The organism is Vibrio sp. YMD68 (assembly GCF_029958905.1).
Lineage (GTDB): Bacteria > Pseudomonadota > Gammaproteobacteria > Enterobacterales > Vibrionaceae > Vibrio.
Window position 1 is genome coordinate 652,887 of the sequence record NZ_CP124614.1, and the last position, 24,186, is coordinate 677,072.

Annotated in this window: 21 protein-coding genes, 4 tRNA genes, 3 rRNA genes and 1 other annotated feature; of the genes, 12 read left to right on the top strand and 16 right to left on the bottom strand. The window is 44.5% G+C overall.

Annotated elements, in window-relative coordinates:
• Nucleotides 1-24 precede the first annotated feature (24 nt).
• Entirely contained in the window at nucleotides 25-1,929 is a 1,905-nt protein-coding gene (gene sltY, locus QF117_RS09035; protein ID WP_282389448.1) for a murein transglycosylase, read from the top strand.
• A 58-nt stretch (nucleotides 1,930-1,987) separates the two neighbouring features.
• Nucleotides 1,988-2,281, top strand: coding sequence for a trp operon repressor (gene trpR / locus QF117_RS09040; protein WP_017035446.1), 294 nt, complete (start codon nucleotides 1,988-1,990; stop codon nucleotides 2,279-2,281).
• A gap of 160 nt (nucleotides 2,282-2,441) precedes the next feature.
• Here the strand turns inward: trpR and yjjX are convergent, their stop codons facing one another.
• The 6 genes from yjjX to bamD form a co-directional block, all read right to left on the bottom strand.
• Nucleotides 2,442-2,969, bottom strand: coding sequence for an inosine/xanthosine triphosphatase (gene yjjX, locus QF117_RS09045; RefSeq protein ID WP_282389449.1), 528 nt, complete (start codon nucleotides 2,967-2,969; stop codon nucleotides 2,442-2,444).
• Nucleotides 2,941-5,325: an EAL domain-containing protein gene (locus tag QF117_RS09050; RefSeq protein ID WP_282388638.1), complete on the bottom strand. Its 2,385-nt coding sequence runs from the start codon at nucleotides 5,323-5,325 to the stop codon at nucleotides 2,941-2,943. Before QF117_RS09050 ends, yjjX begins: the two co-directional genes overlap by 29 nt.
• A 239-nt stretch (nucleotides 5,326-5,564) precedes the next feature.
• The gene (gene pheA, locus QF117_RS09055; RefSeq protein WP_017035443.1) at nucleotides 5,565-6,740 is read right to left on the bottom strand and encodes a prephenate dehydratase; all 1,176 of its coding nucleotides are present in this window, start codon (nucleotides 6,738-6,740) and stop codon (nucleotides 5,565-5,567) included.
• A gap of 13 nt (nucleotides 6,741-6,753) precedes the next feature.
• Nucleotides 6,754-6,874, bottom strand: a sequence feature (Phe leader region).
• A gap of 109 nt (nucleotides 6,875-6,983) precedes the next feature.
• Nucleotides 6,984-7,310 carry a ribosome-associated translation inhibitor RaiA gene (gene raiA / locus QF117_RS09060; RefSeq protein WP_282388639.1) on the bottom strand — a complete coding sequence of 109 codons (327 nt, stop codon included), beginning with the start codon at nucleotides 7,308-7,310 and terminating at the stop codon, nucleotides 6,984-6,986.
• A 345-nt stretch (nucleotides 7,311-7,655) separates the two neighbouring features.
• On the bottom strand, nucleotides 7,656-9,104 hold the full coding sequence (locus tag QF117_RS09065; RefSeq protein ID WP_282388640.1) for a lytic transglycosylase F: 1,449 nt from the start codon (nucleotides 9,102-9,104) through the stop codon (nucleotides 7,656-7,658).
• Between the two features lie 126 nt (nucleotides 9,105-9,230).
• The gene (gene bamD / locus QF117_RS09070) at nucleotides 9,231-9,956 is read right to left on the bottom strand and encodes an outer membrane protein assembly factor BamD (RefSeq protein ID WP_017039777.1); all 726 of its coding nucleotides are present in this window, start codon (nucleotides 9,954-9,956) and stop codon (nucleotides 9,231-9,233) included.
• 129 nt (nucleotides 9,957-10,085) lie between these two features.
• On the opposite strand from bamD, the gene rluD reads away from it, so the two are divergent.
• The 10 genes from rluD to QF117_RS09120 all read left to right on the top strand — a co-directional run bounded on the left by rluD (nucleotide 10,086) and on the right by QF117_RS09120 (nucleotide 20,676).
• On the top strand, nucleotides 10,086-11,060 hold the full coding sequence (rluD, locus tag QF117_RS09075) for a 23S rRNA pseudouridine(1911/1915/1917) synthase RluD (RefSeq protein WP_017036905.1): 975 nt from the start codon (nucleotides 10,086-10,088) through the stop codon (nucleotides 11,058-11,060).
• A 2-nt stretch (nucleotides 11,061-11,062) separates the two neighbouring features.
• Nucleotides 11,063-11,785 carry a peptidoglycan editing factor PgeF gene (gene pgeF, locus QF117_RS09080; protein ID WP_282388641.1) on the top strand — a complete coding sequence of 241 codons (723 nt, stop codon included), beginning with the start codon at nucleotides 11,063-11,065 and terminating at the stop codon, nucleotides 11,783-11,785.
• Nucleotides 11,786-11,911: 126 nt separating this feature from the next.
• Nucleotides 11,912-14,491, top strand: coding sequence for an ATP-dependent chaperone ClpB (gene clpB, locus QF117_RS09085; protein ID WP_282388642.1), 2,580 nt, complete (start codon nucleotides 11,912-11,914; stop codon nucleotides 14,489-14,491).
• 618 nt (nucleotides 14,492-15,109) lie between these two features.
• Nucleotides 15,110-16,656 (top strand): 16S ribosomal RNA (locus QF117_RS09090).
• A gap of 66 nt (nucleotides 16,657-16,722) precedes the next feature.
• A tRNA-Ile gene (locus tag QF117_RS09095) sits at nucleotides 16,723-16,799 on the top strand.
• 43 nt (nucleotides 16,800-16,842) lie between these two features.
• Nucleotides 16,843-16,918 (top strand) — tRNA-Ala (locus QF117_RS09100).
• A gap of 358 nt (nucleotides 16,919-17,276) precedes the next feature.
• Nucleotides 17,277-20,165: ribosomal RNA gene (locus tag QF117_RS09105) — 23S ribosomal RNA — on the top strand.
• A 113-nt stretch (nucleotides 20,166-20,278) separates the two neighbouring features.
• Nucleotides 20,279-20,394, top strand: a 5S ribosomal RNA gene (gene rrf / locus QF117_RS09110).
• The 16S, 23S and 5S rRNA genes sit together here with 4 tRNA genes alongside, the layout of an rRNA operon.
• A gap of 93 nt (nucleotides 20,395-20,487) precedes the next feature.
• Nucleotides 20,488-20,564, top strand: a tRNA-Asp gene (locus QF117_RS09115).
• Nucleotides 20,565-20,599: 35 nt separating this feature from the next.
• Nucleotides 20,600-20,676: transfer RNA gene (locus QF117_RS09120), tRNA-Trp, on the top strand.
• 75 nt (nucleotides 20,677-20,751) lie between these two features.
• On the opposite strand, the gene QF117_RS09125 is transcribed toward QF117_RS09120, so the two are convergent.
• The 10 genes from QF117_RS09125 to QF117_RS09170 are packed head-to-tail and all read right to left on the bottom strand — an operon-like array spanning nucleotide 20,752 to nucleotide 24,182.
• Nucleotides 20,752-20,880: a hypothetical protein gene (locus tag QF117_RS09125; RefSeq protein WP_282388093.1), complete on the bottom strand. Its 129-nt coding sequence runs from the start codon at nucleotides 20,878-20,880 to the stop codon at nucleotides 20,752-20,754.
• Nucleotides 20,873-21,031 (bottom strand): hypothetical protein, encoded by a 159-nt coding sequence (locus QF117_RS09130; RefSeq protein WP_282388092.1) that lies wholly within the window; start codon nucleotides 21,029-21,031, stop codon nucleotides 20,873-20,875. The genes QF117_RS09125 and QF117_RS09130 overlap by 8 nt, the downstream gene beginning before the upstream one ends.
• Nucleotides 21,031-21,216, bottom strand: coding sequence for a hypothetical protein (locus tag QF117_RS09135; RefSeq protein WP_282388091.1), 186 nt, complete (start codon nucleotides 21,214-21,216; stop codon nucleotides 21,031-21,033). The genes QF117_RS09130 and QF117_RS09135 overlap by 1 nt, the downstream gene beginning before the upstream one ends.
• 34 nt (nucleotides 21,217-21,250) lie before the next feature.
• Nucleotides 21,251-21,766 carry a structural protein P5 gene (locus QF117_RS09140; RefSeq protein ID WP_282388090.1) on the bottom strand — a complete coding sequence of 172 codons (516 nt, stop codon included), beginning with the start codon at nucleotides 21,764-21,766 and terminating at the stop codon, nucleotides 21,251-21,253.
• On the bottom strand, nucleotides 21,763-22,086 hold the full coding sequence (locus tag QF117_RS09145) for a hypothetical protein (protein ID WP_282388089.1): 324 nt from the start codon (nucleotides 22,084-22,086) through the stop codon (nucleotides 21,763-21,765). Before QF117_RS09145 ends, QF117_RS09140 begins: the two co-directional genes overlap by 4 nt.
• Nucleotides 22,083-22,499: a hypothetical protein gene (locus QF117_RS09150; RefSeq protein ID WP_282388088.1), complete on the bottom strand. Its 417-nt coding sequence runs from the start codon at nucleotides 22,497-22,499 to the stop codon at nucleotides 22,083-22,085. The genes QF117_RS09145 and QF117_RS09150 overlap by 4 nt, the downstream gene beginning before the upstream one ends.
• Nucleotides 22,492-23,157 (bottom strand): hypothetical protein, encoded by a 666-nt coding sequence (locus tag QF117_RS09155; protein ID WP_282388087.1) that lies wholly within the window; start codon nucleotides 23,155-23,157, stop codon nucleotides 22,492-22,494. The genes QF117_RS09150 and QF117_RS09155 overlap by 8 nt, the downstream gene beginning before the upstream one ends.
• Entirely contained in the window at nucleotides 23,157-23,633 is a 477-nt protein-coding gene (locus QF117_RS09160) for a hypothetical protein (protein WP_282388086.1), read from the bottom strand. Before QF117_RS09160 ends, QF117_RS09155 begins: the two co-directional genes overlap by 1 nt.
• Nucleotides 23,623-23,991, bottom strand: a complete 369-nt coding sequence (locus QF117_RS09165; protein WP_282388085.1) for a hypothetical protein — start codon at nucleotides 23,989-23,991, stop codon at nucleotides 23,623-23,625. The genes QF117_RS09160 and QF117_RS09165 overlap by 11 nt, the downstream gene beginning before the upstream one ends.
• Nucleotides 23,976-24,182, bottom strand: a complete 207-nt coding sequence (locus tag QF117_RS09170) for a hypothetical protein (RefSeq protein WP_282388084.1) — start codon at nucleotides 24,180-24,182, stop codon at nucleotides 23,976-23,978. Before QF117_RS09170 ends, QF117_RS09165 begins: the two co-directional genes overlap by 16 nt.
• Nucleotides 24,183-24,186 lie beyond the last annotated feature (4 nt).

A 24,186-nucleotide genomic window follows, 5' to 3' on the forward strand; every position in this document is an offset into this window, starting at 1 on the left:
CTACCGCAACGCCTTCTTACCTCAATGATCGCTGTTAGTTCATTGATGAGCGGTACTTCGTATGCTGAAACATCGTCAAGTATAACGACTCAAAGAAAACTCTATCAGCAAGCACAACAGCTTCTAGACGATAAAAACATTAAACAATATCGTCAGATGCGAGAACAGATCGCCTCTTACCCATTAACGCCTTATGTCGACTATCGAGCATTCTTGGCCGAGCTTGAACAAAAGACGCCAGAGGATGTGAGCCATTTTATCGATACTTATCAGAGTTTTCCTTTTTCTTATCGAATCCGAGCTCCGTATCTTGATGAGCTAGCGTCGAAAAAGGATTGGTCGACCTTGCTGGCCTTTCAAACAAAGCGACCTAATGGAGAAACGTATCAGTGCCACTATTATTACGCGCACTTTAAGGTGGGTGACAAGGCGAAAGCATTCAAAGGGGCCAATGATCTTTGGTTAAGCGGGGAAGGGGTGTCGGATGCTTGTGACCCACTGTTTAAAGCGTGGAGTGAAGCAGGGCTTAAAACGGATCCGTTGATTTTAGAGAGAATGTTACTTGCTTTTAAAGCGGGTAACAGCAGTTTGATGAACTACTTGATGAAGCAGCTTAATAGCTCCTCAGCGGCGACACAAGCAAAAGAAATGCAGTCTCTGTACCGTGAACCTCAATCAGTAGGGGATTTTGCTAGCAAACATAAACCGAATGATTTTCATCAAAAACTCAGCGTGTATGCTTTAAAGAAGCTTGCTCGTAAAGATATAGAGCAAGCACAAAGTGCCTTTGAAGAGGTTGTTAATGCGCAGCAATTACCAAAGGAAAGTCAACAGGAACTGGCTGATTTTCTCGCATTTCGCTTAATTAATACCGATTCCTCGGAGTTGGCTAACTGGCGTGATGAAGCCATTAAAACATCACAAAACCGCTCTCTAATAGAAAGGCGAATCAGACTGTCGATTCAACATGCAGACTGGGAAGGTTTACAGAAGTGGACAGCACTACTGCCTAACTCTTACCAACAATTACCGCGATGGCAGTATTGGTTAGGGCGCTCCGAAATTGCACTAGGGGATACTTCATCCGGCCATCAAAGGCTTGAAAAAATAGTGGGCTTGAGAAACTTTTATAGCGTAGCCGCTGCCAAGGAGATTAAGCAATCTATTCAGTATCCAGTGACGACGATAACTCTGGATCACGCTTTGATCAAACACCATCAAGTAGCGTTAACGCGTATTCAGGAGCTCATCAATACAGATAAGATCACCGCCGCAAAAAGTGAGTGGCGTTGGCTCCTTAAAAATAGCCCAACCAAAGAAAAAGAGATGCTCGCTGCTTATGCATCAACGCAACGTTGGCATCACTTGTCTGTTGCCGCTTCTATTTCCGCCAAAATGTGGGACAACACGAGTTTACGTTTCCCTATCGCCCATATGTGGTGGTTTAATTTTTATGGGGAAAAGCACAATATTGATCCGATAACTTTAATGTCTCTGGCGAGACAGGAAAGTGCATTAGACAGCGAAGCTCAATCGCCAGTAGGGGCAAGAGGCATCATGCAAATTATGCCGACAACAGCTAAGTATACGGCTAAAAAATACCAGTTAAATTATCAGGGGAAAAATGAGCTGTACGAAGTGGGGAAAAATATTGAAATTGGTAGCCATTATCTAGATGGACTGTTAGAGCAATATGACAACAACCGTATTTTTGCGTTGGCCGCTTATAACGCTGGCCCTAACCGAGTAAAACAGTGGCGAGAGCGAACTAACGAGAAGTTGGATGCTTATGCGTTTATTGAGGCGATTCCGTTTAAAGAAACCCGTGGTTATGTCCAGAATATATTGATGTTTGAAACCTATTATCGAGATTTAATGGGGGTGGATGGCGCCTTTCTTAATGAACATGAAATGAAAACTAAATATTGATTCCAATGGCGTTTGAACCCTTTACAATAGGATCATTAATTTTGAATCGAGCAGTAATATGTCATTAGAACCTCAATATCGAGATTGGCAACAATTAATGGATTTAATTAAGCATGCAGCAGACACCGAGCAACATGAGCTGCTGTTGACAATGTTAATGACACCCGATGAAAGAGACGCGCTACTGGCACGTGCAAATATTGTTTGTGAGCTATTGAAAGGTGAAATATCGCAACGTCAAGTGAGCCAAATGTTGGGGGTTGGTGTGGCGACGATTACTCGAGGTTCTAATGAACTCAAAGCAAAATCCGATGATGAAAAAGCTCAGATAGCCAAATTGCTTTTGAAATAACAGGCGAGATTTTCTTAGTATGTTATGGCGATTGTTATGTCGATAGTTATGTTCATTAACTAAGGGGTGCTCTATCTTCAAGCCCGAAGGAACGGCCTATAAAGGGCCGCTCTTAACATGATTAAGATATTCACCCAACCAACCTATTAACTTAATTAATCTATAAACTATCAGGGAAGTGGTTTGGATTGATAAATGGGATCAGCGCTAAGACTAAGGCTTGATGATACACGCGGCTTCGACTTAGTTGATTGTGTGTCAGTAGGCCAATTGCCCCACCTTGTTGCTTAATGTTTTGAGTTCCAAACACATCATCCATAACATCGCCCAGCTCATTGGCGTCTTGAAGCTTTGTTAGGACTTTTGGAGGTAACATTAAGCTTGCCGAGCGAGATTCTCCTCGCTGAGACTGTGATTCAACGACCATCCAAGCAAATGTCATGTTGTTTTCTATCCCAGCCTCTAGTCCTACATAATAGTCTGCGTTTGCTTGAACCTGTTTGGCATTTTTTACCCGGTTGAGTGCGCCTAGGTGAGTTTCATGGTTTGACATCGGTTGATCATCGACCTCACTAGGAACCGACACGCCCATAAATTCAAACGCCACGTTGGGAAATGTGTCACTAAAGGCACTTTTAACGGCATTAATCTTCGCTGGGTTAAGCGAAGCTATGACAACGTTGCTGATCTTGTTCATGTTTTTTATGTCCTTTTTGCAAGTTTTTGCGCCATATTTTTAATTCTTCTAATGAAAGAGGGTGCGCAAAATGAAACCCTTGCATGTAATCACATTGGTAAGCTGAGAGCCAGTAATGCATTTCTTCGTTTTCTATACCTTCTGCAGTGACGGCCATAGATTGTGAATGACAAAGGTCAATGAGTGGCTTGATGACTTTCTCGTTCCCCGTCTTTATCAATGTCTCTAAGAAAAAACGATCCAACTTAATTTTCTGTACCGGGTACTGAACTAAGTGCGTAATCGACGTGTATCCAGAGCCGAAATCATCAATGGCTAAACGATAGCCTTGCATAGTGAGTTCATGCAGTAATGGGAAGCTTTGTGAATCGCTGGCAAACGTTTCTGTAATCTCAAAATCAATAAGGTTTGGGTTTACATTGTATAACGTGGCTTGCTGTTGGACATAATTGGCAAGTTGAAGTGAGTCCAACTCTGCGGATGACAGGTTGATCGACAGCTGAATCTCTTTTTCAAACATTGACTGCAAAGAACCAAAGTCACCAAACGCAGTGCGTATTACCCAACGGTCAATTTTTCCAAATAACCCTGTTTGTTCGGCGATGGGAATAAACTCACTAGGGCAAACCATTCCCAGCTTTAATGAATGCCAACGCAACAATGCTTCCACACCAACAACGTTCGCTCCGCTTTGATCAAAATAAGGTTGATAAACCAAACGAAACTCATTTTCTATCTCTGCATTTCTCAGTGCACGCTCAATTTGAGTTCTGCGCTGAACCGCTTCATCCATTTCTTTGGAGTAGTAGCCGACCTGGTTTTTCCCTGCTTTTTTGGCTTGATACATGGCGGTGTCAGCTCTAGAAATGAGAGAGTGGATGTCGTTACCGTCTTTAGGATAAGTGGCGATGCCAACGCTTGCCGTTACCGGAAAGCTACCTAATAAAGAGTCGTGACTTTTTTGAATAGGCTCAAGTAACTTTTCAGTGAAAGTTCGAATGATATGGCATTCGTTATCAAAGTGCTTTGAAGAGATGAAAATAGCGAATTCGTCACCAGAAAGCCGAGAAGCAAAGCATTTCACGTGATGCTTTTTATGGAACTCATTACTTAGCGTTTGAATGTGGTGCGCAAAGTTGATTAGGAGTTTGTCGCCAATCGTATGACCATATTTGTCGTTTACGTATTTGAAATTGTCGAGGTCGATGTAAAGAATCCAAACTTGCTTGCTGGAGCGTGTATTTGACAACGCACGCTCAGCCAATTGATGAAAATGATGGCGATTGGCCAATTGGGTTAAGTGATCATTTTCTGCTAATGCTTTGGTTTTTTGATAGGTCGTGTTGAGCTCTTGATACATAGCGTGAAAGCGTCGAGATAGATGCGCAATTTCATCGTCACCTTTCAGCAGTTCAATATTTTTACGTTGTTTGCTCTCTACTTCACCAAGTTGCTGATCGAGCCTAGATATTGGGCTTATCACATGTCTATAGAGAAGAAAAGTGAGAATAAGAACGGTGATAAGTGAAGAAATACCAAAAGAAGAAGCGAGGTTTTTCCCTAGCGCATAGATCTTATCATCAATAATAAAATGAGCGGGATCTAACGTGGCATAGAAGTTTTTTTTCAGTTGCACCGTTTGAGTCAGTTTTGATGGGTCTGGAATAAGGCGCTTAGGGACAATTGGAACTTCGGTAAAGAATATACTGCTTTTAGTATCAAACTCTATTTGCTTACGCAGTTGATTGAAAGCGGTAAGAGAGACAGAAACGACCACAAAAAAGGTCTCTTCATTCCCATTTTCTGTAGGATGTTTGAGGCTATCCTTTCCGAGTAAATCATATCGAATCAGTACCCCTTCACCTTGAGAGTTTTGTGTGTAGCCTATATGACTGGTTTTTTTCGTCTTGGTATAAACGTTGTCAGTATATTCTCGGATTTTAGGGTCAAGCGTGTCGAGAGTATCTGTATTACTGTCGACATAAAATCGAGCGTTTCGATTATTATCTAGAATAGCTAGGCGGCCACTGGCGTCAGCACCAGATTGAAGAGAGGTAATAGAACGCTTTAAATTATCGATTAATTCAAGATCATGGTAGGGACTATTCTCATTATGGAAGTAGTATCGAATGATGTCGCTTTTCGTCAGCGTATAGGAATAGCCATTTAACACGGAAACAGAATGACGAAAATACCCAGCCAGCTTCTCCATATTAAGCTGAAGATAACTTTCTTCTCGTTTCAGTAAAGCATCTTTTTGTTGCTGAAAAATAGAGTAGCTTGATAGCGCAGCACTTAAGGCTATAACAGGGGCGACTAGCAGTAATATTCGGGTATTAAGCTTCATAATAGCCTAGCAACGGGATGCGGTACTGGCCCTTGCCCCAAAATAGCTGGTGTTATCCTTAACATCATAGTCGTGAGTTTATCCTGAGTTATATTAAAGTTATATGCATCTGAATCTTCATGGGTTCATAAAGAGGGGCGAAAGAAACGTCACTTTTTATACCCCGTAGAATGGAGAATTCTACGGGGCGCTTGTAAAAGTGTCAGCTCATTCCCACGATTTATTAGACAGATGTAGACTTATTGAAGCTTTACTTGGGTGGGTTTCACGTTCTCTGCCGGATAACAGCCTAATACTTTAAGGTGTTTTGTGATTTTCGTAAGTTCATTGATGGCCGATTGCATATGTTGTGAGTCCAGATGAGCTTGAAGATCGACATAGAACATCTCTTCCCAAGGGTTCCCCATGATTGGTCGAGATTCTAACTTCGTCATATTGATGCCGTAGCGTTGAAGTATCAGTAGTGTTTCAACCAGAGATCCTGCTTCTTGAGAAGTCGACATAATGACCGTCGTTTTGGCTGGTATTTGCTGCGATACTTCTACAGGTTTACGCGCCACCACGATAAAGCGGGTGTGATTTTCCGTTTGGTTGGCAATATTACCTTGGATGGGTTGTAAACCGTATATCTTGCCGCTTGATGCGTTACCAATCGCCGCAACATCGCTTCTGTTTAGCTGCTTCACTTTTTTCATTGCATCAGCGGTACTCGCACAGGACTCTAGAGTCACTCCTTTTAAGCGGTTCAAGAACTCACTGCATTGCTGGTGGGGCTGAGGGTGAGAATAAAGTGTTTTAATGTCTTCAATTCGAATCTCAGAAGTGCTTACTAAACAGTGCTCTATGCGTTGTGTGAGCTCACCTACGATATAAAGTGTTGTATGTTGTAATAAGTCATACACTTCATTAATGGAACCCGAACTGGTGTTCTCTATAGGAAGTACGCCGTAATCCGCATGGCCCGACTCAACGGTGCTGGTAATATCTCGAAAACTTTCACAGTTGAGCTCCACCAATTCCATATTTTTTCGGCTGAAGAACTCTCTACTTGCGAGGTGAGAGTAAGAGCCTTTCGAGCCAAGGAAAGCGACTCTAGCGAGTGGTTTTCTGCTTTGAGGGTTCGCTAAGTTTTGTAGGTAAGCTTGCTGCAATAAAACGGAATCTTCAATAATTGTGTGAAAAAGTTTCGTTATGTACTGAGCATCAAGGTTGTATTTATTTTGGCCATTATTAATGAGTTTGACCAAAAGTTGCTGTTCTCTATCGGCATCGCGAACGGGCTTAGAGGTTTCTACTTTACTTTTCGCTACCTCAATACTCATTTTTCGTCGTTCAGAGATCAAACTGAGTAATTGATCATCCAATTCGTTAAGGCGTGTACGAATTTCTTCCAGTGAGTATTGTTTGTCGGTCATGAATATTTCCTTTATAAAAAAGCCTCCCATTTGGGAGGCTTCTTGTTCGTTTTTGACTTATCTTCTGCAAACGATCTCGCCTCCAAGGTTATTGGAGTAAAAAGAAGTCAAAAAAGAACAGGTAAGTTTGCATAATTGCTCACTCAAGAGTGAATATTTAAACACAATAAGCAAGCGAGCTTAGAGCGTCAAGAAAAAAAATAGCGCTTTTCAGCGCTATTTTTAAGTTTCATTTATCAATCGTTATTCTATTTCTTCTTCAAGCTCAAGTTTTTCTGCTCGTCTAGCTTCTGGCTTGTGACGTAGTTTGTTTAGCTGACGTTCTAATTTTTGTTCTACCTCGTTAACGGCAGCGTATAAATCATCATGGGTTGCTGAAGCGACCAGTTGCCCTTTGGGTACCGTCATTATGGCTTCAAATTTCTTTTGCTTATTGGGTGCTTCGCTAAAAGTGGTTTGGCATCCAATAATGTCTACTTGCCACTTCTCAAGTTTTTTAAACTTACTTTCAATGTGATCACGGATAGCAGAGGTGATGTCGATATTTTTACCAGTGATTTTTACTTTCATAAATGCTTTCCTCTGTGTCATCCCTTATGGGTTAACTTCAGATTACGCATTTGAGTAGAAAATTATGTGATATAGATCACTATTTATTGTCGGGATTAACTAATGAAAACTAAATGTGATCTTACGCAAAGAGTCATGTTGTTTTCATAAAGAAAAGCTTGTTTTTTATTGGGATAAGACTAGATTGGAAGGGGTAATACGCAAAAAAAACCTTATTTTTGGGGGCTTTTTACAGCCTAAAAAACTTTCCTGTTTGTTTTCTGTTCACTCATCATTGTGATCTTGCTCCCGATACCTTCAAGCGCCCCTTCAATGGCTACGATAATGCAGCAGGGTAAGGCTGTTTTATTGTTCGCGAAGTGGCAGTAATTCTGTCGGTGTAACGCTAGCATTTCTTTTTGCACGTAACTTTTCTAATGCGGACAGCTGTTTGTAGACGACGTAATATCGATTGATGTTGGCCACATAAGTGACCGGTTCTTTGCCTATATTTCTTCGTGCAATAATTTCCACATTTTTAAACCATACATTTGGGTCATAACCGTGCTTAACGGCTAATCGTCTCATTTTCCGAATGTTGGCCGGTCCCGCATTGTATGCAGCAAGAGTGAAATAGACCTGATTATCAGCGGAAATATCATCATCAGTAAAATACCGATCTTGTATGAACCGCATGTATTTCACGCCAGCATGAATATTGTTGTCGACTTTTTGAATATCAGGAATCGCAACGTTGGGATCTTTTGCGGTACTTGGTAGCACCTGCATCACACCAACCGCGCCTTTGTGGGACACTTTACTTTGATCTAAACCTGATTCTTGAAAGCCTTGAGCTGACATCATCAGTGGGTCGAATGAGTATTGCTCGGAATAGACTGTAAATATCGAGTATAACGAAGCTAGACGTTCCACTTTATTAGGGTCGAGTAATCGTGCTAACCAACGAGTGTCTTCGATATATTTGTTATAAATAACGTTACCCAAAAGTGTCCCAGCTCGAGAAGACTTTAAAAATTGATCCGTTACTTTTTTTAATTGAGGGCTATTTTTTCTCATTGCCCAAGCAATTTTTCCACCCTCACGAAGTGGAACATCAGTGTGGATCTGTAGGTTTTCCATTGTGTTCATCCATAGTTCTGCTTTATGGCTGTCTAGAACGGTTGCTTTGATATGGCCTAAATTGATCATTTCCATCAGTTCATAGTCTTGTAGCGTTTCTTCAATAAACTGAATAACAACGGGAGGTTGATCGATGGCATCGAGCTGAAAATTGATACGTTGTAGGCTTTCAAAATAACTGGAGCTTGCGCGAATCCAGATTTCTTGGCCACTCAGTTGTTCAATTGAGGTGAATGGTGTCACCGATTGCTGAGTCACGATAAGTTCACTGACATCGCTGATAAAAGGAGCACTAAAATCGACGCGTTGTTTTCTTTTTTCTGTGATGGTGAGGTTGGCAATGGCGAGATCACCGTACCCACTTTCAATAGCGGGTAGCAAGTCATCTCGATGAATAGGAATCACCTGTAGGTTTAGATAGGGCGACGTCTTTTTGAGTTGTTTTTCAAAATGATAAAGTAACTCGGCAATAATTCCCTTTGGCCGTCCACCTTCGATGTAATAAAACCCTAAATCAGCAGCCACCAAAACACGGATAACACTCTTATCTTTTAATTCGTCAAAGTCGCCTTTGTAGGGTTTTTTTTGCAGAGGGGATAGTTCTAGCGCAGAAGCACTTGATACGCCCAGTAACAGAAATATAAAAGTAAACCACTGCCTACATTTGAAGGTCACAATAAACCAATCCTTTACTAAGTGATTCTTTAAGGGTAGGCGAAATACTGGTATGAGCAAGTGATACAAAAAAGCCGCGTCATAAGAAGCGGCTTTAAATCAGAGAGTTACTTTTATTGGCGTGTATTAATTGCCATTAAGCTCAATAAGTTTTTGGGTTCTAGCAACCGCTTCTTCTAATCCAAGCTCTTCATACGCCGTTAATTGAATCTCTAATGATTTGCGGGCGGCCACTGTGTCTGGATAGGTCTTTTGTAGCTCTTGGCTGCGGTTGATAGCAGCAATCCAGGCCTCTCTGCGTAGATAAAAATCTGCGGTCGCCAAATCATAGTCGGCTAATCGATTCTTTAGCGCGTACATGCGTTTTCTAGAATCATTAGCAAATTGACTATTCGGGTAGCGCTGAAGCAGCTTTTTAAAATCAGCGAACGCTTTCTTTACTGGTTCAGGATCTCGATCACTTCGATCGACATTAAATAAATCATGCATGAAATTACGATCTTGAGCCATGTGTGTTAGGCCACGCATGTAAAGCACCCAGTCGAGCTTGTTATGCGTTGGGTTTAAACGGCTAAAGCGCTCAATAGTAGCAAGGCCTAATGCCAAGTCATCGTTTTTGTAATACGCGTATATAAGGTCTAGCTGTACCTGTTCAGAGTAAGCGCCAAAAGGGTAACGTGAGTCTAAGGCCTCTAGCTGTTCTATTGCTGTTAACCAGTTTCCTGAACGCAGGGATAATTGAGCTTCTGCATAGAGCTCTGATGGTGGAACATCGGGAACAATCTCATTACTGCTTGAGCAACCAAACAGTAAAGTAAGAGCGAGTAAACTGGATAAAGTATAGTGTTTCATGTCAGGAGCTGATTCCTTGAATTAAATATTTCTTAAGCTTCCGTTACTTTCTTCTTCGTAACAGATACAATGACGCTTATTTTTCCACAGTAGTGAGCATTAGTCTCACAGTTTTTGAAAAAGTTCGATATGGCCCAGCAGATAGAATTAACAAATACAGTAAAAGATAGCCAGCTTGGTCAGAGATTAGACCAAGCTGTCGCGGAATTATTCGCCGATTTCTCACGCTCTCGTATCAAAGAGTGGTTATTGGCCGGTAAAATCCAAGTGGATGGTGAAGTAATTACCAAACCTCGCGTTAAAGTAATGGGTGGAGAACTTATTACCGTTCAAGCAGAGCTTGAAGACGAACAGCGTTGGGAAGCTCAAGATATTCCGCTTGATATTGTCTATGAAGATGACGATCTTTTGGTTATCAATAAACCGATTGGTTTTGTTGTTCATCCAGGAGCAGGGACGCCAGATCGCACCGTGCTTAACGCATTACTTTTTCATTACCCTGATATTGCAGAAGTACCGCGCGCGGGCATTGTCCACCGTTTAGATAAAGACACAACAGGTCTTATGGTGGTCGCTAAAACTGTGCCCGCACAAACTCGATTAGTACGTGCACTGCAAAAACGTAAAATCACTCGTGAATACGAAGCGATAGCCATTGGTAAAATGACCGCTGGCGGTAAAGTAGATCAACCGATTGGTCGTCACTCAACGAAGCGTACCCTGATGGCTGTAGCGCCTATGGGGAAACCGGCGGTAACTCACTACCGAGTCGCTGAACACTTCAGAGAACATACGCGCATTCGCTTACGCCTTGAATCGGGTCGAACGCACCAAATCCGCGTTCATATGTCGTATTTGCAGCATCCGTTATTAGGTGATACCGCCTATGGTGGCCGAGCTCGTATACCAAGAGACGCAAGTGAAGAAGTGACCGAGATGATTCGCGGCTTTCAACGACAAGCTCTGCATGCTGTGATGCTTCGTTTTGAACATCCAGTGACTGGGGAAACGTTAGAATTCCATGCACCGGTTCCTGATGATATGGTCGCGATTACTGAAGCACTGCGAGAAGATGCAAAACTAAACCACGCCGAAGATTATTAACCATGATCATCCCTAACTGGAATGCTCCTAGCTGTATAAAAGCAGTGTCTTCAACTCGTGTTGGTGGGGTTTCATTGCCGCCCTATGACGGATTGAATCTAGGAACACATGTTGGGGATGATGTTGCACTGGTTGAGCAAAATAGAACGTTATTTGCTGAACAATGTGCCATGCCTAGTCAGCCTGTTTGGCTAAACCAAACACATTCGACACATATAATTGAAGTCAAAGCACCGACAGAGAAGGTGTTAGATGCTGATGGTGTTTTTACCCGTTCACACAACGTTGTATGCTCAGCGATGGCCGCAGATTGTTTGCCTGTACTCTTAACCAACACGTCTGGTACGCAAGTGGCAGCGGTTCATGCGGGATGGCGAGGGTTAGCAGGTGGCATCATTGAAAATGCAGTGAATCAGTTTGATGGCGATGTCATTGCTTGGCTTGGTCCTGCGATTGGTGCAACAGCGTTTGAAGTAGGTGAAGATGTCTTGCACGCATTTTGTCTATTTGATGAAAATGCTGATCGAGCATTTATGCCCATTGAAAATAACAAATGGTTGGCGAACATGACGATGTTAGCGACTCAGCGTCTAAAGCGTGTTGGGGTTAATCATATCTTTTCTAGCGATATGTGCACCTATCAACAAAAGCGTGATTTCTTTTCCTACCGTCGTGATGGTATTACCGGGCGACAAGCCGTATTTATTTGGATTGAACCGAGCTAACTCTACCCGTAATGTTCGTGATTTGTTTTTTTGACTCATTCCTATTCCCTACCCCTTGAAAATTTAGCCTTTAGTATCCATCTTTCTAGTAAATATTAACTCATTTAGTCAGTTGGAATTATCGCTATGCGTCTAGATAGATTTACAAGTAAATTTCAAATTGCCATCTCTGATGCCCAATCATTGGCTTTGGGTCGTGACCATCAATATATTGAACCTGTGCACTTAATGGTTTCTTTATTAGACCAAAACGGCAGCCCAATTCGACCATTGCTGACGATGCTCGATGTGGACGTTCCACATTTGCGCTCCAAATTGAGTGAAATCTTAGAGCGTTTGCCGAAAGTCAGTGGCATTGGTGGCGATGTACAACTCTCTAGCGCGATGGGAATGCTTTTTAATTTGTGCGATAAAGTTGCTCAAAAGCGTCAAGATGCTTATATCTCCTCTGAAGTCTTTTTACTCGCCGCATTGGAAGACAATGGCGCTTTAGGGGCGTTACTTAAAGAGGTTGGTCTGACCGAGAAAAACCTGTCAGGCGCCATCGATAAAATTCGCGGTGGGCAAAAAGTAAAAGATCAAAATGCCGAGGAGCTTCGCCAAGCGTTAGAAAAATTCACCATTGACCTAACCGAGAGAGCAGAACAAGGAAAACTAGATCCTGTTATTGGGCGAGATGACGAAATTCGCCGAACGATTCAAGTTCTCCAACGTCGCACCAAAAATAATCCAGTTATTATCGGTGAGCCTGGTGTCGGGAAAACCGCGATAGTAGAAGGTCTCGCTCAGCGAATTATCAACAATGAAGTACCAGAAGGTTTACGCGGCCGTAGAGTCTTGTCTTTGGACATGGGATCTCTTGTGGCTGGCGCGAAATACCGTGGTGAATTTGAAGAGCGCCTAAAATCGGTACTGAATGAACTGGCCAAGGAAGAGGGTAACGTTATTCTCTTTATTGATGAACTTCATACTATGGTTGGTGCCGGAAAAGGGGAAGGCTCAATGGATGCAGGTAATATGCTAAAGCCTGCTCTCGCTCGTGGCGAGCTTCACTGTGTCGGTGCCACAACGCTAGATGAATACCGACGTTATATTGAAAAAGATCCAGCCTTAGAGCGTCGCTTTCAAAAAGTGATTGTGGATGAGCCTTCGGTTGAAGATACGGTCGCCATTTTACGTGGTCTGAAAGAACGTTATGAATTGCATCATCATGTTGAAATTACGGATCCAGCGATCGTTGCCGCTGCGAGTCTTTCTCACCGCTACGTATCAGACCGTCAGTTACCAGATAAAGCGATTGATTTAATTGATGAGGCGGCATCCAGCATACGGATGCAAATAGACTCGAAACCGGAGTCGTTAGATAAGCTAGAACGAAAAATAATCCAGATAAAAATCGAGCAACAAGCATTAATTAATGAGCATGATGATGCGAGTTCGAAACGCTTAGTGGTAATAGAGCAAGAGCTGCAAGAAAAAGAACGCGCGTTTGCTGAACTTGAAGAAGTTTGGAACGCAGAAAAAGCCGCGTTGTCAGGTACTCAACATATTAAATCTGAGCTTGAACAAGCGAGGATGGACATGGACTTTGCTCGCCGAGCTGGTGATCTGAGTCGTATGTCAGAGTTGCAATATGGACGAATACCTGAGCTAGAAAAACAATTGGACCTAGCGACACAAGCCGAAATGCAAGAGATGACACTATTGCGAAACAAAGTAACCAATAATGAAATCGCAGAGGTCCTTTCTAAACAGACAGGCATCCCAGTATCAAAAATGCTAGAGGCGGAAAAAGATAAGCTTCTACGCATGGAAGAAGTTCTACATAAACGAGTTATTGGGCAAAAAGAAGCGGTAGAAGTGGTGGCGAATGCCATTCGCCGAAGTCGTGCTGGCCTGTCTGATCCTAACAAACCAATCGGTTCATTCTTGTTTCTTGGGCCTACGGGGGTAGGAAAAACCGAGTTGTGTAAAACACTCGCTAATTTCATGTTTGATAGCGAAGACGCAATGGTTCGCATTGATATGTCCGAGTTCATGGAGAAGCATTCGGTTGCTCGATTAGTCGGGGCGCCTCCTGGCTATGTAGGTTATGAAGAAGGTGGCTATATAACAGAAGCCGTTCGTAGAAAACCTTATTCAGTGATATTACTCGATGAAGTAGAAAAAGCGCATCCAGATGTATTCAATATCTTATTGCAAGTTCTTGATGATGGACGCCTGACTGATGGACAGGGTCGCACAGTCGACTTTAGAAACACAGTTGTGATAATGACATCCAATCTAGGCTCGACGCAAATTCAGGAACATTTTGCAGCTTTAGATTATCAGGGCATTAAGAGTGCGGTAATGGAAGTGGTTAATAAGCACTTCCGACCAGAGTTCTTAAATCGTGTTGATGAAAGTGTTGTCTTCCATCCATTAGGAAAAGAGCATATTAAGTCGATTGCGTCGATACAACTTGCGCAATTGGGCCAACGCATGGAAGACAGTGGTTATCAACTTGCTGTATCAGATCAGGCACTCGATTTAATTGCCAATGTAGGCTTTGATCCCGTTTACGGCGCAAGGCCACTAAAGCGAGCGATACAGCAAACGGTAGAAAATCCATTAGCCAAAGCGATACTAGCTGGAAAAGTCGATCCAGAGAAAAAAGTAGAACTGTTAGTTGTTGATAATAAAATAGTGGCGCACCAATCTAAATAAAGGGGCATGTAGAGTCCAATTTGATGTTATTTTGTCCGCCCTTGTGGTTTTTGAGCGTTTATTGAACAAACGATTCAGTTCGTGTTGTTTTTGTATAAAAAAGGCTTGCGTCATTAGAGAGTCTGATTATAATGCGCAACCACTGAGACGGCAGACGCCACAAGGCTTCAAGAGTTATCAGTAAGACGAAAATTCAAAAAGAATTAAATTTCAAAAAGTGTTTGACACTGAAACTTAAATCGCTAGAATAACCGTCCGCTTAGAGAGCTTCTTCTTAAAAGGAATGTCTCGACAAGCAACGCTCTTTAACAATTTAAACCTATCAATCTGTGTGGGCACTCGTTGATGATAATCCAATATGTTTTTACCTAGGTAAAAACAGTTTCTTCGGAAACAACTTTGGTTTCAATGAACTGAGTGACCAATTCAATTTGGTACAGCCTTGAGCTGTTTGATTTCACTTTTTAAAGTGAAAACCAAAAAGAGCACAGTCAATTCATTATCTTTCTGTTGGAAAGATAATAGCTTTAGAATTACAGGTTTATCTTCGGATAAATCCTAGTTTTGAAGTCAGTATTCGTTGAGCCGACCCCTATTTATTTAGGGAATCAAAACTTTAAATTGAAGAGTTTGATCATGGCTCAGATTGAACGCTGGCGGCAGGCCTAACACATGCAAGTCGAGCGGTAACAGAAAGAAAGCTTGCTTTCTTTGCTGACGAGCGGCGGACGGGTGAGTAATGCCTAGGAAGTTGCCCAGTAGAGGGGGATAACCATTGGAAACGATGGCTAATACCGCATAATCTCTTTGGAGCAAAGCAGGGGACCTTCGGGCCTTGTGCTATTGGATACGCCTAGGTGGGATTAGCTAGTTGGTGAGGTAATGGCTCACCAAGGCGACGATCCCTAGCTGGTCTGAGAGGATGATCAGCCACACTGGAACTGAGACACGGTCCAGACTCCTACGGGAGGCAGCAGTGGGGAATATTGCACAATGGGCGAAAGCCTGATGCAGCCATGCCGCGTGTATGAAGAAGGCCTTCGGGTTGTAAAGTACTTTCAGTCGTGAGGAAGGGGGTAAGTTTAATACGCTTATCTCTTGACGTTAGCGACAGAAGAAGCACCGGCTAACTCCGTGCCAGCAGCCGCGGTAATACGGAGGGTGCGAGCGTTAATCGGAATTACTGGGCGTAAAGCGCATGCAGGTGGTTCAATAAGTCAGATGTGAAAGCCCGGGGCTCAACCTCGGAACTGCATTTGAAACTGTTGGACTAGAGTACTGTAGAGGGGGGTAGAATTTCAGGTGTAGCGGTGAAATGCGTAGAGATCTGAAGGAATACCAGTGGCGAAGGCGGCCCCCTGGACAGATACTGACACTCAGATGCGAAAGCGTGGGGAGCAAACAGGATTAGATACCCTGGTAGTCCACGCCGTAAACGATGTCTACTTGGAGGTTGTGGCCTTGAGCCGTGGCTTTCGGAGCTAACGCGTTAAGTAGACCGCCTGGGGAGTACGGTCGCAAGATTAAAACTCAAATGAATTGACGGGGGCCCGCACAAGCGGTGGAGCATGTGGTTTAATTCGATGCAACGCGAAGAACCTTACCTACTCTTGACATCTAGAGAAGCCAGCGGAGACGCAGGTGTGCCTTCGGGAGCTCTAAGACAGGTGCTGCATGGCTGTCGTCAGCTCGTGTTGTGAAATGTTGGGTTAAGTCCCGCAACGAGCGCAACCCTTATCCTTGTTTGCCAGCACGTAATGGTGGGAACTCCAGGGAGACTGCCGGTGATAAACCGGAGGAAGGTGGGGACGACGTCAAGTCATCATGGCCCTTACGAGTAGGGCTACACACGTGCTACAATGGCGCATACAGAGGGCAGCAAGCTAGCGATAGTGAGCGAATCCCAAAAAGTGCGTCGTAGTCCGGATTGGAGTCTGCAACTCGACTCCATGAAGTCGGAATCGCTAGTAATCGTGAATCAGAATGTCACGGTGAATACGTTCCCGGGCCTTGTACACACCGCCCGTCACACCATGGGAGTGGGCTGCAAAAGAAGTGGGTAGTTTAACCTTTCGGGGAGGACGCTCACCACTTTGTGGTTCATGACTGGGGTGAAGTCGTAACAAGGTAGCCCTAGGGGAACCTGGGGCTGGATCACCTCCTTATACGATGATTTTCACGATGAGTACCCACACAGATTGATATGTTTAATACGTTAAGAGTTTAATGCTGGGTCTGTAGCTCAGCTGGTTAGAGCGCTCGCCTGATAAGCGGGAGGTCGGTGGTTCAAGTCCACTCAGACCCACCAATTCTTTTCCCAAAAAGGGTTGGCTTTAAAGCATTAAGTTTTTGGGGCTATAGCTCAGCTGGGAGAGCGCCTGCCTTGCACGCAGGAGGTCTGCGGTTCGATCCCGCATAGCTCCACCATCTTTAAGTGCATTTACTTTGAAAAAAGTTGAGTGTTTTTAAACATGGTTTGGTTCGAAAGAACAAAATCTGCTCTTTAACAATTTGGAAAGCTGACGAACAACAACTGTGATTGGTTGTTGTTCAAATAAAAGTTCTCAAATCCTATTCTCTTTTAGAGACTAGGTACCAACACACATTCAAGTGTTCTTGGAAACAACCATGACTCGTCATGATTGTTTATATTTGAGTCCGGCAAAATCGCAGTTTGATGTCACTTTTTAAAGTGAGACAAACTGATGTCTCTCGCTCATTCAAATAATGAGAGACAAATTACACCTTGGTTGTTTACCATACATAAGACCTCTTGGGGTTGTATGGTTAAGTGACTAAGCGTACACGGTGGATGCCTTGGCAGTCAGAGGCGATGAAAGACGTAATAACTTGCGATAAGCCCAGATTAGGTAGTAATAACCGTTTGAGTCTGGGATTTCTGAATGGGGAAACCCACGTGCATAAGCACGTATCGTTGTGTGAATACATAGCACAACGAGGCAAACCCGGGGAACTGAAACATCTAAGTACCCGGAGGAGTAGAAATCAACCGAGATTCCGAAAGTAGCGGCGAGCGAAATTGGAGTAGCCCTTAAGCTTTTAATGATGCAGGTGAAGAGTCTGGAAAGTCTCGCGATACAGGGTGATAGCCCCGTAACCGACACATCATAATCAGTGAAATCGAGTAGGGCGGGACACGTGATATCCTGTCTGAATATGGGGGGACCATCCTCCAAGGCTAAATACTACTGACTGACCGATAGTGAACCAGTACCGTGAGGGAAAGGCGAAAAGAACCCCTGTGAGGGGAGTGAAATAGAACCTGAAACCGTGTACGTACAAGCAGTAGGAGCCCACTTGTTGGGTGACTGCGTACCTTTTGTATAATGGGTCAGCGACTTAATTTTAGTAGCAAGGTTAACCGTTTAGGGGAGCCGTAGGGAAACCGAGTCTTAACTGGGCGTACAGTTGCTAGGATTAGACCCGAAACCAGGTGATCTAGCCATGGGCAGGTTGAAGGTTGAGTAACATCAACTGGAGGACCGAACCGACTAATGTTGAAAAATTAGCGGATGACTTGTGGCTAGGGGTGAAAGGCCAATCAAACCTGGAGATAGCTGGTTCTCCCCGAAAGCTATTTAGGTAGCGCCTCGGACGAATACTACTGGGGGTAGAGCACTGTTAAGGCTAGGGGGTCATCCCGACTTACCAACCCTTTGCAAACTCCGAATACCAGTAAGTACTATCCGGGAGACACACGGCGGGTGCTAACGTCCGTCGTGGAGAGGGAAACAACCCAGACCGCCAGCTAAGGTCCCAAAGTATAGCTAAGTGGGAAACGATGTGGGAAGGCTTAGACAGCTAGGATGTTGGCTTAGAAGCAGCCATCATTTAAAGAAAGCGTAATAGCTCACTAGTCGAGTCGGCCTGCGCGGAAGATGTAACGGGGCTAAGCTATACACCGAAGCTGCGGCTGCATACTTTGTATGCGGGGTAGGGGAGCGTTCTGTAAGCGGTTGAAGGTGGTCTGTAAGGGCTGCTGGACGTATCAGAAGTGCGAATGCTGACATGAGTAACGATAAAGGGGGTGAAAAACCCCCTCGCCGGAAGACCAAGGGTTCCTGTCCAACGTTAATCGGGGCAGGGTAAGTCGACCCCTAAGGCGAGGCCGAAAGGCGTAGTCGATGGGAAACGGGTTAATATTCCCGTACTTCTTATAATTGCGATGGGGGGACGGAGAAGGCTAGGTGGGCCTGGCGACGGTTGTCCAGGTTCAAGTACGTAGGCGGAAAGTTTAGGTAAATCCGGACTTTCTTAACGCTGAGATACGATGTCGAGCCACTACGGTGGTGAAGTCATTGATGCCATGCTTCCAGGAAAAGCCTCTAAGCTTCAGATTATAAGAAATCGTACCCCAAACCGACACAGGTGGTCGGGTAGAGAATACCAAGGCGCTTGAGAGAACTCGGGTGAAGGAACTAGGCAAAATGGTACCGTAACTTCGGGAGAAGGTACGCTCTTGGCGGTGAAGTCCCTTGCGGATGGAGCTACTAGGAGTCGCAGATACCAGGTGGCTGCAACTGTTTATTAAAAACACAGCACTGTGCAAAATCGTAAGATGACGTATACGGTGTGACGCCTGCCCGGTGCCGGAAGGTTAATTGATGGGGTTAGACTTCGGTCGAAGCTCTTGATCGAAGCCCCGGTAAACGGCGGCCGTAACTATAACGGTCCTAAGGTAGCGAAATTCCTTGTCGGGTAAGTTCCGACCTGCACGAATGGCGTAATGATGGCCACGCTGTCTCCACCCGAGACTCAGTGAAATTGAAATCGCTGTGAAGATGCAGTGTACCCGCGGCTAGACGGAAAGACCCCGTGAACCTTTACTACAGCTTGGCACTGAACATTGAACCTACATGTGTAGGATAGGTGGGAGACTTTGAAACTTCGTCGCTAGATGGAGTGGAGTCAACCTTGAAATACCACCCTTGTACGTTTGATGTTCTAACGTTGGTCCCTTATCGGGATTGCGGACAGTGCCTGGTGGGTAGTTTGACTGGGGCGGTCTCCTCCCAAAGAGTAACGGAGGAGCACGAAGGTGGGCTAAACACGGTTGGACATCGTGTGGTTAGTGCAATGGCATAAGCCCGCTTGACTGCGAGAATGACAATTCGAGCAGGTGCGAAAGCAGGTCATAGTGATCCGGTGGTTCTGAATGGAAGGGCCATCGCTCAACGGATAAAAGGTACTCCGGGGATAACAGGCTGATACCGCCCAAGAGTTCATATCGACGGCGGTGTTTGGCACCTCGATGTCGGCTCATCACATCCTGGGGCTGAAGTCGGTCCCAAGGGTATGGCTGTTCGCCATTTAAAGTGGTACGCGAGCTGGGTTTAGAACGTCGTGAGACAGTTCGGTCCCTATCTGCCGTGGGCGTTGGAAGATTGAAGGGGGCTGCTCCTAGTACGAGAGGACCGGAGTGGACGAACCTCTGGTGTTCGGGTTGTCACGCCAGTGGCATTGCCCGGTAGCTAAGTTCGGAATCGATAAGCGCTGAAAGCATCTAAGCGCGAAGCGAGCCCTGAGATGAGTCTTCCCTGGCACTTTAAGTGCCCTAAAGGGTTGTTCAAGACTAGAACGTTGATAGGCAGGGTGTGTAAGTGCTGCGAGGCATTGAGCTAATCTGTACTAATTGCCCGTGAGGCTTAACCATACAACACCCAAGGGGTTTTGATGGACTCAAATAGAACATTGAATGTAGTGTAGAGAACGACAACAGCTTTCCGAATTATTAAACTGGCCTTAGGGCGAGTTTAGAAGAATTTGCTTGGCGACCATAGCGTTGCGGACCCACCTGACTCCATGCCGAACTCAGAAGTGAAACGCAGTAGCGCCGATGGTAGTGTGGGGCTTCCCCATGTGAGAGTAGGACATCGCCAGGCTTGTTTCCTTGTTTTTAGATTTTAAAAAATCTAAAGGCAAAACTAAATAAAGCGACCAACGCTAAGACTTTATTTAGTCAAAGATACCACTGCGGAGTGGTAGTTCAGTTGGTTAGAATACCGGCCTGTCACGCCGGGGGTCGCGGGTTCGAGTCCCGTCCACTCCGCCACTTATTCTGAGTTTCAGCTCATTAAAACTGAATATAGGGGTGTAGCTCCAATTGGCAGAGCAGCGGATTCCAAATCCGCGTGTTGGGAGTTCGAATCTCTCCACCCCTGCCATACAATTTGCATACTTATGCAAAAAGAAAGGCCGCTAGTAATAGCGGCCTTTTGTCCATTTTATCTTTAGTTAATCTAACGACGTCGTTTTCGTTTTGTTGGCTTTTTCTTCGCGGTAGATACTTTCACTGGCGTACTTTTACCTTTCACGAACTTGTAGCCTTTCTTTAGTGTACCGTTGCCTTTGAGTCCTGCTTTAGCCATTGTCTTGCTCCCATTCTAGTTTAGAGATTCGCTTATCATGCTGATTGAGTGTTTGCGCTGCTTTTAAGTACAGATAAGCAGCGACTAAACTAATTAACGGATTGATATCACCTAACAACCCAGCAAATGAATTAAGTAATACACCGTCCATTACTTACCTTTACGGTCATCACGAGCAATTGAAGTTGTAGAAGCAATTGCGCCAACTGCCGCTAATACTCCCGAGGCAATCCCCCCTGTTGTCGCAACATCAGCGACTGCACCAATTGTTAACGCTGCTGTTGCTAGGCCTTCCCAAGTTGATGCTTGTGTTAAGTAGTTCAATAGTTTTTTCATAGTTTCCTCTGTCTCTCGACGTTGGGTTGTAGAGTTAAGCCAAAGATACACCGTGGGCGATCAAGTCCATATCATAGGGCTGTACCCCATTTTCAAACTCAATCATAGCGGCTATAAGTACTGGATATTGTGAAGTCAGTACTTTGTGGTTATTTTCGCTGATACCTAGGCGCTTAGAGACATGTTTGATGTAGTTTTCAACATGCGGGTTCTCTTCACCTGCTGGTGCCCATCGTCCGATAATGTCGCGCACCGTGCCTAAGTTGTACTTGCTTTGGTAGTTTTGGATAAGCTTTGTTGCTGCGCGAATGCCATATTCTGGCGAACCAAATACTGCAAATGTGCCATCACTTCCCGTTTGCCCAATCCAATCATTATGTTCACTGTGCTTAATGTTGGTTGGGTTGTTGTTACGAATACCTCGTGGTGTTCCCATTCCGATTATCTCCTCGATAGCGGTTTTGGCTGGATTGCCTGAATGTCTATGTCTAAAAAGTTGCAACCCGATGAGCGCAATACCACCGAGCGTTCCCATCTGAAGTTTATTCATATTGAAAACTCCGGTAGGGCCACGGTCAGTATGTCTCGCGCCTTCTGTCTTTTTTGTTGTATTTCCGTAGGAATATCTAATTCGGTTTCGAGTTTACGGGTGACGTAAAAGTCCGTTGCTTCAAGGTAACGCTTGGCGTTGTAATACTGCTGTGCGTTAGAGACTTCCGTTGTTAACACAAACTCACTCCCATCCCATCGATAATGCTCTGGATTGCTTGCTACTTCAGGCGGTAGAGCGACGCTGAGCGTGGTCAGCGATGGACTTGATTGAGGCGCGTTAATCGTAATAATTTCTCCAGTCTTATTAACTTGAATCATGACTCTTCTCCCTCTAAAAAAGTCGCACGCGATACAATGCAAACATCAATATCAATGTAGTTGCACGTAAAGACGATTCGGGTTGCTTCGCTTGGCGTAAAAATTGGAATAAAGTAATAGCGCACTGAAAGACCCGCTACAAAAGGCACGACCATAGGCCTGTGACTATTAGGTATCACGCTTCCTTTACTATCAAAGCATTGAGACCAAAATGACACTTGGTCAAGCCCACGAGAATTATCACCATTTGACCAGCTCACGCGAACCTCTAAAAGCTCGATGTTTTCTGAAAGTAAAAACTCGACTTGCCTAGAAGTAGCATCGGTTATTTTGGCGCTTTGATTGACGAGCTCAAAATCAAGTAAGCCACCCTGATTATTAGCGCTTGGCACGATAGGTGAGAGGTTACTCATAACACACCTCACTGACATACACTTCATCGTTTTGTAAGCCTGTCATTGTGACCGCTTTATCAGAAGTTAAGATAAACGACTGCCCCGCTAGCAAAGGCACACCGTTTGCCAATACCATGCCTTGATTCGTACTCGCACAAACCATAATGAGTTCATAACGTTGAGTGTTATCACCAATTGAGATTTGCCCTTGCACATCAATGGTATGTTTACCTAGGTCAATTAAGCGCTTGCTTTCCTTTTTTACTTCTATCGGCTCAACGACTTTCTGCACATCAATAGGGTCAATGACTTTTTGAACCTCAATGGGCTTGACAACCTCAACAGGCAAATCAATGGTAGATCCTGTAATGGTCGCGTTAATGTCAGAGCCTGAAATGGACGGGGTAAAGCGGTGATAGCCAACCTCAAGTTCAATCAGATTAATTTCACTCGATAGATTTTTTATCTCTAAACGAGTAAAGCGTGCCGTGGGCGAGAACTCACCAATATCATACTGCTCCCCACGTTGAAGCTTAACTTCTACCGCCTGACCATTATCAACATCAGACGTTAACGTGACAGAAATGGGCGCACTGGCTTTGCGAACGTAAAGAAAGCGCCCTGTTTCTAGAACTGTCGCCCCTGCATGAGAGGCGAGCGTTTTTTCAATTGACATTACTTTTTACTCCAAAGCACCGCACCTGTGACCACAAGGCCGACACCAATCACCGCCATGACCATTTTCATCATGTCTTTTGAGGTTTTAGCAATGACAGCTTCACCCCCAGTTTGGACGTTTTCGGCTAGGTCACGAATGGCTGATATGGATTTATCGTTTTGGGCGCTCTGTGAAGCCGTCAACCCTGACATCATATCCATAGCATCACGCGTAGTACCTGTTACTGCATCTAAAGCCCCATCAAAGGCATTTCCTGCAAACTTGAGGGAGCTTTCCCCAAATCCAAACGCCTCTTTGAGTCCCACTTCGGCAAAGTCAAAAGCGGAACCTATTGCACCGTGGTCAGTGGATATCATGGTATTGCCACTGCCTAAAATAGCGTTACCTTCGTTATCTCCTTGTAGGGCGTAGTTTTCGGTATTGGTTGTGTAGTTATTCGTGGTACTGGATGATGATTTACTTTTACTTCCCATTGCATCCCTCCACTGGTACTAAGAACACATTTTCAACCCATTGAACGGGTAGGTTAATGAGTCGATGCAGCCCTTTATGCGTGGTATGAAAACGACAACCGTAAGCCCCTATGTTGTTAGCTTGCTCAAGAACGCGAGGGGCCGTATTTGCCAACCCCTCACCGACAGCGCATAACACAACCAACACTTTGCCTTTAGAGTCGCTTTCTACCATGACAACAAAATGCGTCTGCTCAATTTGCCAAATTTGAGCCAAACCACATTTGATATTTCGAAGAATATCTTCTGAGTAGTCACCTAAAGCACTTGCAAATAACGCTGCAATCTGACGACTGTAGGCGATCACTTTAATTTCCATAGTAAGACACCCCCAATCACCAATGCAGCGACAACAACGCCAATCATAAGGCCAGAACTATCTACACGGTTGCCGATACCTCCGGCGGTAATTGCCGTATTACCTGTGCTTGAACCTGATTCGGCACTACTAGGCCCACCGTTAGCCAATCCGCCCGCCACATCACCAAAACTTGGCATACCTGGTATCATGTCG